The organism is Pirellulales bacterium (genome assembly GCA_033762255.1).
In the GTDB taxonomy this organism is placed as follows: Bacteria; Planctomycetota; Planctomycetia; order Pirellulales; family JALHPA01; genus JANRLT01.
Window position 1 is genome coordinate 15,528 of record JANRLT010000053.1, and the last position, 9,998, is coordinate 25,525.

7 protein-coding genes are annotated in these 9,998 nt (G+C 54.4%); 4 read left to right on the top strand and 3 right to left on the bottom strand.

Annotation, left to right across the window (positions count from 1 at the left end; translation table 11 throughout):
• The first annotated feature begins 37 nt into the window (after positions 1–37).
• Positions 38–229, top strand: coding sequence for a hypothetical protein (locus tag SFX18_15225; GenBank protein ID MDX1964503.1), 192 nt, complete (start codon positions 38–40; stop codon positions 227–229).
• A gap of 819 nt (positions 230–1,048) precedes the next feature.
• Here SFX18_15225 and SFX18_15230 read toward each other — a convergent pair.
• Positions 1,049–2,035 (bottom strand): pre-toxin TG domain-containing protein, encoded by a 987-nt coding sequence (locus SFX18_15230; GenBank protein ID MDX1964504.1) that lies wholly within the window; start codon positions 2,033–2,035, stop codon positions 1,049–1,051.
• Positions 2,036–2,636: 601 nt separating this feature from the next.
• The gene (locus SFX18_15235; GenBank protein MDX1964505.1) at positions 2,637–4,028 is read right to left on the bottom strand and encodes a coproporphyrinogen-III oxidase family protein; all 1,392 of its coding nucleotides are present in this window, start codon (positions 4,026–4,028) and stop codon (positions 2,637–2,639) included.
• Positions 4,029–4,321: 293 nt separating this feature from the next.
• On the opposite strand from SFX18_15235, the gene SFX18_15240 reads away from it, so the two are divergent.
• Positions 4,322–5,368, top strand: coding sequence for a class I SAM-dependent methyltransferase (locus SFX18_15240; protein MDX1964506.1), 1,047 nt, complete (start codon positions 4,322–4,324; stop codon positions 5,366–5,368).
• Between the two features lie 67 nt (positions 5,369–5,435).
• The gene (locus tag SFX18_15245; GenBank protein MDX1964507.1) at positions 5,436–5,792 is read left to right on the top strand and encodes a hypothetical protein; all 357 of its coding nucleotides are present in this window, start codon (positions 5,436–5,438) and stop codon (positions 5,790–5,792) included.
• A 218-nt stretch (positions 5,793–6,010) separates the two neighbouring features.
• Here the strand turns inward: SFX18_15245 and SFX18_15250 are convergent, their stop codons facing one another.
• On the bottom strand, positions 6,011–6,271 hold the full coding sequence (locus tag SFX18_15250; GenBank protein MDX1964508.1) for an addiction module protein: 261 nt from the start codon (positions 6,269–6,271) through the stop codon (positions 6,011–6,013).
• A gap of 634 nt (positions 6,272–6,905) precedes the next feature.
• Here SFX18_15250 and ppdK point away from each other — a divergent pair.
• Positions 6,906–9,530, top strand: a complete 2,625-nt coding sequence (ppdK, locus tag SFX18_15255) for a pyruvate, phosphate dikinase (protein MDX1964509.1) — start codon at positions 6,906–6,908, stop codon at positions 9,528–9,530.
• The last annotated feature ends 468 nt before the right edge of the window (positions 9,531–9,998 follow it).

Below are 9,998 nucleotides of genomic sequence, written 5' to 3' on the forward strand. Positions count from 1 at the left end.
GACGGGTTACAAAACCTGCCCAGGCTAGTTAACAACGATGAATTACCACGAGGAGCGGCCGCACCAGGGAATCGGGATCGAGAATGAGCTTTTGATTCGCGCCAAGCAACCCGGACGGCCGAAGACCAAGTGTGGCAACCTGCGGGACGAGGCTGTTCCGCTGAACGATATCCGCTGCAAACAGCGGTTGGGAGGGTTGCTCAAAAGTTACAGCCGACACGCGGCGTGATGGACGCTGGTGGCAACCTGCAAGACGATCATCTTGGCGAAGAACAACTGCGTATCCCGCACGCGCCGAACGGGAAAATCCGTGCTTCACTGTGCGTGTGTAGCGGAATGTTTGCAAATTCTTCATGGGTTGGAAGTGAGTAACGGCGTTCACGCCTCGTCGGTCTTGCGATTTGTCAGATTCGATTGCGTCATTTTTGGGGTTACACTAATTTTGGCACAGGGCAGCGGCTCTTGTGCGCGGGAATGTTTGCAAATTCTTCATGGGTCGGCAGCGAGTAACGGCGTTCCCACCTCTTCAGGTTTACGATTTTTTAGATTCGATTGCGTCATTTTTGGGGTTGTACTAATTTTGGCACAGGGCGCGGCGATGTTTGCAAATATTTCTGCTCCATCCAGTGGGCTTCTTGTGCTATGCACACTGGAACAAGTTCCAGTGCTACCCAATTGGTGATTAGCTGGGCTACCCGCTAGCCAATGGGCGATAAGCTGGGCTACCCGCTCAGGACGCCACCCCTACTTGACTCATTTTGGCACAGGACGCCTAGCAAACGAAACTAAAAAAGTATCCTGAAGTTCCTCGCACGTGCAATTGATCAACTCAAAATGCATTAAATGATACCAATTTTCCGGATTGGGATCGCCATGTGCTAGACTTGACCCTTTAACCCTAACCGACTTTGTAGGATTGTGAACGATAGTGAGTATCTCGCCATCCATGATGCGATCCAATCCTTCTAAATACTCTACCCGGGCTGTAGCAGTTAACCATCGTCCAGGCTTTGCCCATACGCATTTTAAAGCGGCAGTTGGCATTTGGTCACAATGAATCCAAAGATTGTTGAAAACCTGTAAGTCTTCCAGTGATAATCTCGACTTCATTTTTGGAAATCCCCCAGCTGTTAGCGTTTTTGATTAGCTTCTGTGCCGCCTCGATTTCAGCAAGCAAATCAGCTTTTGGTTTACCGAACTCTTCAATCCACTTCTGATATCTGCCAGTACGACGTTGCGTATTATGAATAAACTCCTCAAAAACAGAAAATGTCGGAGCATTAGGACAAAGAATGATTTTGCCAAGTCCCTCACTACTACCTAGTGTACCAGGTCCGTTGGTTGAGAAAAGGTGCATGGCAGCATCTTCATCGTCCCAAATCTCTCCTCCACCTCCTCGCTTCTTTCCGGCATTAGATTCAAATGCCTTTTTCATCTGCTCATAGCGCCGCCTATCCATAGCTGGCAACTCGCCTTGGCCTTGACTAAGTAATCCCCTGTTTGGGACCACATCATCCGCTTTGGTCAACAATTTCTTTCCGCTTCTAACCACCCTCCCACTGACAAACGGTACAAAGCTGGCACCCGCGGTCAGCACCCGATCAAAAGTCGAGAGCTTTTCTCCGGTGCAAATGTCCACGCCGGTGATGACTTCCTGCCAATCCTTGGCGTCGCCCAGGCCCGGCACAAACCCGGCCGCGAAACTGGTCCAACCGGCCACCTCCTGCGTTTCTTGCCAGAATGCGCGGTCGCGCGCGGTCGCCCGGTTGGCGGACTCTTGCAAGCCTTGCATGTACTCGGCGTTCTCACCATCCATGTAGGAATAGAGTAAGCCGTCGGCGGCGATCCCCTGGCCATTGTATTGCTGCCGCAGGTCGCTCCAATTGTACTCGTCCAGCAGGGCATCTTGTTGCGACTTTAGTTCCTTGTAGCGATTGAGATTTTCGATGATGTGAATTTTATTGGCGTTGTACTCCTCCATCAGGCGATTGCGGTCCGCCGCGCTCAGGCAGCAAGCGGTTTGCAATTGCAGCATGATTTGGAGATTGCGTTCATGCCGTTCGGTGGTATACGTCACCAAGCCCGTAATATTTCTGTCGTGCGCGATAAAATCGGGTAGCCCAGGCAAAAAATCGGGTACCCAAGGAACTTGTTCCTTGGCCGCGCAGCGGTGGGAAGCATTTCTACAAATATTTCCGCTACATCCAGTGGGCTTCTTATGCTGCGCACACCGGAACAAGTTTAGTGCCATCCGCAATTGTAGCAGGCACCGTCCCTGGTGCCGTGATATCCCTTCGCCGGTGTGCGGCTTTGTAATCCAACATGACCAGCGTTCAGGGGGTTTGCACCCCAGGCTAGAATTCTTGCGCCGCTGCGCGGCTAAAGGAGAGAGGGGGGGGGTTGTGTACCCCGGGTAGTCGCTGCGCTCCAACCCGGGGCTAAGTGCTGTAACCGCTTCGCGGTAGAAAGGCAATTGATGCAAAAACCAAATACCAGTAACCAAAAACCAATCCGGCGAGTAAAACTCGCCGCTACGGGCTGATCGGCGATTGGAACTCGCCGCTACGGGCTGATGGGCGACGGCGTCGCCACCTCCAGTTTTCTCACATCCACGCCTCCGCCCGCTTTTCGCTCCTCTACGTGTACCGTACTCCTTGGTGTTGGGCCTCAAAGAACGCTGGCAGCAGACCGTCAACGCGTAGCAGGCCCGCGCGGGTGAGCCGTAAGATCGCGGTGTTTCGCGGATCAGGCCCCTCCCATTCCAAATACCCCTGCGCCGCGTAGTCCGCCCAGACGTCGGCCCATTCCTGGCGGATATCGACGCCAAATTTGGACTGAAAATAATTGGTATCCAGTTTACCCGTTTTCAGTTGCAAGATCATTTCCCGCACCAGCAACTGGTGTGGCGTGGGGGCCAAGCCACGGGCCAGTGGCAGACGTCCCTCGTTTAGGGCGCCTAGGTAGGGTCCCCATTCGGCTAGATTTTGATAATGGACATCGCTGACATGGCCAAAGCTGGCCACCCCCGTGGCTAACAAGTCGCTTCCCCGCCACAGATTATCCCGATAGCTAAATTTGACCCCGCGGCCGCGCTTGACCAGCGTATAAGCACTGCTGATGTCGTATCCCCCGGCGGTCAACTGTTCATAGGCGTACTCCATCCATGTCCGCTTGGTTGGCCAGTCCGCCACTGGTAATTCCACCTGGTTGCCCAAAATATCCTTGGAATAAACCGTGTTAAAGGGTAACTCCAGTTGGTAAATCGTGACGCTATCCGGACTAAGCGCCAGGGTGCGGGCAATGTTATCTTGCCAGTTTTCCCAGGTCTCTCCCACCATGCCGGCAATCAGATCAATATTCACGCTGGCAAATCCGGCGTTAACGATCCAGTCCCACGATTTGTAGACCTCGGCTGATAAATGCGCTCGCCCGTTTTCCTCGAGTACCGCATCGGAAAAATTCTCCACGCCCAGGCTCAGGCGGGTAACGCCCAACTCGCGCAGGGTTTTGATTTTTGGCTCGGACAGGGTTCCCGGTTCGCATTCAAAGGTGACTTCCTCGGCCTGGTCCCAATTGATATTAGCCCGCAACCGATCAACCAGCGACGTCAGTTGCTTGCCGGATAAAAACGATGGCGTCCCCCCGCCAAAGTAGACAAACCGGAAGGGCCGTTCCCCCATGACCGGCAGACGGCTAACTAATTCGATCTCGTGGGCCAGGCCCGCCACGTAATCCTCGACCTCGTGGGAGTTTTTATCGGTGTAAACGCGAAAATAGCAAAATTTGCACCGCTTGCGGCAAAAGGGAATATGCAAATACAGGCCCAGGGGGCGGAGCGAGTTGGCCGGCTGTGGTGCGGTGGTGACACCGTCCGGGGCGCTGGCGGTCGCCGGATTGCGGTTAGGGAGGGGCGGCGAATGGAGCGCGGCGGTGACGGCTGGCAGTTCTTCCGCCGTCCATTGGGAATACGGGGGATAATTGCTGATAAAATAACTGCCAACTTCGGTCTTTAGTGTGGCGGTGGACATAAGTTTGTAATTAGTAAAGTTCCCGCGGGGAAACAGGAGGGCGGAGGGAGGGCGCGCGGCAGTGATAGGTTATTTTAAACAGTTTGCCCGCTGAAACCAAATGTTGTTCCACTTGACGTTTGATAGATTCATTTTTAATAAGGGAGATTCCCGGCAAAGTTGGGGAGAATTTTTCAAATTTTGATATTACACCTGCGAAATCTTTAGCTAGGCTAAGGTAGAGGGTAGGGGCCAGCCGGGGGAAATTTTCCTCCATATTCCGGGTGTAAAAGTTCCTTGAACCCCTCCTTTGCTTGTCGGACACTTGCCGAGGTTTGTCCCCCGCCATCCTGCCGTTTCCCATTCCCTGTTCCCTACTATCGTACCAGTCCCGTCCGGCGGACGGGACCTACTCCCCATCCCTTACCGAGTATTCCGACGTGGCAGAAACACTTGATTGGCAAAATTTATTTACCCGCGAACCCCTAGCCGTGCAGCGGGGCGTTCCAGAATATGTGGCGGTGGATGATGACTATGCCGAAAACTTTGGCCGCCAATGGAATCTCTTTCGCGAGATACAGCTTGATTCGCTTTCCGGACAAAACGAATCCAGCACCCGCTTTTTTAATGAAACCGGCTGGCAATCCGAGTGGCTGGCCGGAAAGCTTTTGTTAGACATTGGTTGTGGCGCGGGACGCTTTGCCGAGATCGCCTGCCAGCATGGAGCGCGGGTGGTGGCGGTCGATTTATCCACCGCTGTTTACTCTTGCCAGGAAACGCTCTCGCGGTTTCCCGCCGATCAATACCGCGTCATCCGCGCCAGCCTGTTTGATCTTCCCCTGCGCCCCCAAGCGTTTGACGGCGTTTATAGTCTGGGTGTGTTACAACACACGCCCGATCCGCTGGGGGCGGTGCGGGCGATTGCCGAATTTGTCAAACCCGGGGGAGAACTGGCAACCTGGATCTACGAAAGCAAAGGGCGGGGTAACGCCCTGGGAAATCTCACGCCCAAGATGCTGCTTAGGCGATTTTTGATCCGGGGGTGGACTCCGGACGCGGTGCTCCGATTTTCGCGGTGGATGGTGGCGTTGGGCTTTCCGGTGGGCTGGGGGCTGAGTTGGTTGGGACGGCCGGGGGAGTTATTATCGCATGGGCTTCCCTACGCCGCGCGGCACCACCGGGGGAGGGGTGATTTGCGGCGACAATGGCTGTACTGTTTGATGGACACCATGGACTGGTACGGACCGACGTATGATTTGCCCCAAAGCGAAGCGGACGTTAGGCAGGCGATGAGCGCGGCGGGCCTGGGGGATATCCGGCGATTGCCGGCCAAGGGAATGGCGATCGTGGGGCGGCGATAGAGGGAGGCTAAGGGAAAAATGGGGGATCGACGGTTCGTTGCCAGCGAAATACAAAGGATAAAAACGCATGCTGGGCGATCTGAAAAATCCGCGTTGGATGTACTTGAAAGCAGTGCTCTTCGTCCTCATAGGCTTGATTGCGGCCACTTTATTATTACTGGAACATCCCAGTTGGTACACGGCGGGATTATTGCTAATAACGATTTGGGCATTTTGTCGGGCTTACTATTTTGCCTTCTATGTAATCGAAAAGTATATTGATCCGCGATTTCGCTTTGCGGGGTTGTGGTCGGTGCTGCGGTATTTATTAACTGAAAGGAAAGCGGATAGTCAAGCAAAAGAGATTATTGCAAAGAATCCGGGAGTCGAGACTTCCAATAATCGGGATGTCGACGGCTATGGGCAACCGCCAAAATTTCAATAACCTGTTGTGTATCGAAATGATAGTAGATCACATAAGGAAATTTTTGCATTCGCAACCAACGTACTCCTGCGATATCCGTAGCGGCAAGTTTTGTTAACATCAAAATTCTTTATATACATTCGCGAAATTCACTGTAAAATCGTTTACCAGTGGCATCACTAATATCTAGATAACACCGCAGGGCGGTAAGATATTCCTCCTCCGCCGCCTGATGCAATCTAACCTAATTTGTGCCCATAAATCATTTGCTCGGTTTTGGTTTGCACATCTTCCCAGCTCACCGTCGCCGCTTGGCCTGATTGTAATTCTTGCAATCGCACGACGGCAGTTTGCCGCCAAGCTGATTCAATCTCAAGAGTTTCCTCCGTCGAGCGCGGCTCGTCAGACAATTCAGTGGCCAACAGGGCATCGATTAACTGCGCTCGCTGATCGGCGGGCCACGTCGCCACACAATCCAATATTTCTTGATAAGTGGGCATGTTTGCGTGCATGGGACAAATCTTTGGCTAAGTTCCTGTTCGATGCTACTTATCTTGTGGTGCAAGATATACCAGTATCATTTCAATTTTAACAGCATTCTATGAAAGCGTACGATATCTTAGCCCATCAAACTAATTAACTTGACTAGAAACTCCGCTCCCCCCCGCAAATTTTACCCATTTTCACACCAGCGCGGCTTGACGGTTTCCCCACTCCCTTGCTAAATTCCAAGTCCATAGCTGGTAACGAGTTTGGTATGCACGAGGAGCATGTGGCCCACTTCGGTGATTTTTTTGCACCGGGGTCTCATCCACTTTCCCGGCCCCCCTTATTAGATTCTCCGGAGATCTTTTTAACTGCATAATACACAATGACTTACGGTTTTTCAAAAACTCGTCCAGTTGCTGGCTACTCGATATCCGTGGGTGTCTTAGCTAGGGAACTTCGTTAGGCTTTTAAGCTCAAAAGTTTGCCACGGACGCCACGTCACACCTTTTCCTCGACATTTTTTCACAGAAACTGATTTTCCCCCTCACAGGTAGCGCACACATGGCCAAAGTTGCCCTCAAGCCCGAAAAGTCCGCCAAATCCTCGAAATCCGATACCCCGGCCAAAGGGGACAAGCCCGCCAAAATGACCTACTACTTTGGCAAGACGCGGTGCGATGGCAAAGGGGACCAAAAATCGCTATTAGGGGGCAAGGGGGCCAATCTGGCGGATATGACCAGCATCGGCCTGCCGGTTCCACCGGGATTCACCATCACCACCGCCGTGTGCGACGCCTACTATAAAAGCGGCAAAAAGCTTCCCGCTGGACTCATGGATGACGTGAAAAAAGCGGTCTCCATGCTGGAAAAAGAACTGGGCAAGAAATTTGGCGATCCCAACCATCCCCTGCTGGTCTCGGTCCGTTCCGGCGCGGCGGCCAGCATGCCCGGCATGATGAACACCATTCTCAACCTGGGCCTCAATGACAAATCCGTCATTGGCCTCGCCCATGCGACCAATAACGACCGGTTTGCCTATGACAGCTACCGCCGCGTGATCAACATGTTTGGCGATGTGGTGGTCAATGTCGACCACGAGCATTTTGAACATGCCTTTGACAAGATCAAAAAGAAATACAACGCCAAGGCCGATACCGATGTGCCGACACAAGGGTTGGTGGAGCTGTGCAACGAGTACAAAAAAGTGTACGAGCAGCACCATGGCAAACCCTTTCCCCAGGATCCGCTGGTCCAACTGGAAATGGCGATCGAGGCGGTCTTTCGCAGTTGGATGCAACCCCGCGCGGTAAAGTACCGCCAGGTCGAGGGGATCACTGGCCTTTTGGGAACAGCGGTCAATATCCAATCGATGGTCTTTGGCAACATGGGGGACGACTGCGGCACGGGCGTGGCCTTTACCCGCAATCCCAGCACGGGCGAGAATAAATTTTACGGCGAGTTTTTGGTCAACGCCCAGGGGGAGGATGTGGTGGCGGGGATTCGCACGCCGCTGCCGGTCGATGACATGCCCAAGTGGAACAAAAAAATCCACGGGCAGCTCCTCGACATCAAAAAGATTTTGGAGACGCATTATAAGGACGTGCAGGATATCGAGTTCACCATTGAAAAGGGAACTTTGTATATGCTGCAAACGCGGAATGGCAAGCGGACCGGCCCCGCGGCGGTGCGGATCGCCTGCGAAATGGTTAAGGAAAAGCTGATCGACGAACCAACAGCCGTCAAACGCATTCCCGCGGCGGACCTGATTCAATTGTTGCTCCCCAGTTTTGACCCCGCCGCCAAAAAGAAAGCCACCGTTCTGACGACCGGCCTGCCAGCCTCTCCCGGCGCGGCTGTGGGTAAGCTGGCCTTTACCGCGGCCGAGGCGGTCGACCGGACCCATGCCGGTGAAAAAGTGATTTTGGTCCGCAAGGAAACCAATCCCGAGGACATCGATGGCATGCATTCCGCGGCGGGCATCTTGACCAGCACCGGCGGCATGACCAGCCATGCGGCGGTCGTCGCCCGCGGCTGGGGCCGCTGCTGCGTCGCCGGCGCGGGAGAAATCACCATCGACGAAAAAGCCCGGGTCATCGTGGTCAAAGGGAAAAAGCTGACCTTTAAGGACACGATTAGCATCGACGGCTCGACCGGCGAAGTCATGCTGGACGAGGTAGCCACCCAGGCGCCGAAGCTGTCGGGTGACTTTGGCACGGTGATGAAATGGGCGGACAAATACCGCACGCTGAAGATTCGGACCAATGCCGACACCCCCGCCGATGCCGAAAAGGCCCGGGAATTTGGAGCGGAAGGGATCGGCCTGTGCCGGACCGAGCATATGTTCTTTGAAGGGGACCGGATCAAGGCGATGCGCGAAATGATCCTGGCCGAACATCCCGAAGAACGCGAAGCCGCCCTGGCCAAGCTGCTACCGTTCCAACGGACCGACTTTGAGGGAATCTTTAAGGCGATGAAAGGCCTGCCGGTCACCATCCGCCTGCTGGATCCCCCGTTGCACGAATTTTTGCCCCAAGAGGAAAAAAGCCAAAAGGAAATGGCCGCGCTCTTGGGCGTCAGCCCCGCCAAGGTCAAACACCGCGTTCACCAACTGCACGAAATGAACCCCATGCTGGGCCATCGTGGCTGCCGCCTGGCGGTGACTTATCCGGAGATTTTGGTGATGCAGGTTACGGCCATTGTCGAGGCGACCATCAATTGCCGCAATAAAAACATCGACGCCCAGCCGGAGATCATGATTCCCCTGGTCGGGACCGAGAAAGAATTGGCGATGCTGCGACAATTGACAGAAGAAACCATCGAAAAGGTCGCCAAGGAGAAGAAGTACACGAAGAAACTGGATATCCCCGTGGGGACGATGATCGAAATCCCCCGCGCGGCCCTGACCGCCAACGAGATCGCCAATCAAGCGGACTTTTTCAGCTTTGGCACCAACGACCTGACGCAAATGACGTTCGGCTTTAGCCGAGACGACGTCAACACGTTTTTGCCGGATTACCTGCGCAACGAACTGCTGCTGGTCGATCCGTTCCAATCGCTCGATACCTCGGGCGTGGGCCAGTTGGTTGAAATGGCCGTGACCAAGGGTCGGGCCACCCGCGACGGGCTAAAATGCGGCATTTGCGGCGAGCACGGCGGGGACCCGGCGTCGATCCGCTTTTGCCACAAAGTAGGGCTGGATTATGTCAGTTGCTCGCCTTATCGCGTACCGATCGCCCGCCTGGCCGCCGCGCAGGCGGCACTGGGTAAGTAGTGTCAACAAAGCCGCCGCTGGCAGCGGCGGTGTGTGGCTGTAGGTCCCGTCCGCCGGACGGGACTGCGGTGCTTGGTATTTGGTTGCTGGTTTTTGGTTGCCGCGACGCGTAGCGGAGCGCGTGCCTCTACCGAAGAATTCATTCATCACGGAGGAGTGAGAGGAAAGACCGAGTTTTACGGAGAAAGCATTCTGTAGGAGGCGACTCTGTCGCCGAATATCCCGTAGCGGCGAGTTTTACTCGCCGTTTTGCCACGTCACGTCGGGTGGCGGGGGACTAGCTTGTGCAGCAATGTGGATCCAGGGGAGCGATATCTTTATAGCAAGCGTTTCAACCAAATTGCCTTTCAACCGCGCAGCGGTTGCGGCATTTAGCCCAAGGCTATTCAGCGCGTCCTGCAAGGTAATATCCCAAAGCCGCCGCTGGCAGCGGCGGTGTGCGGGACACGGGAAAAAACGTAGGAGGCG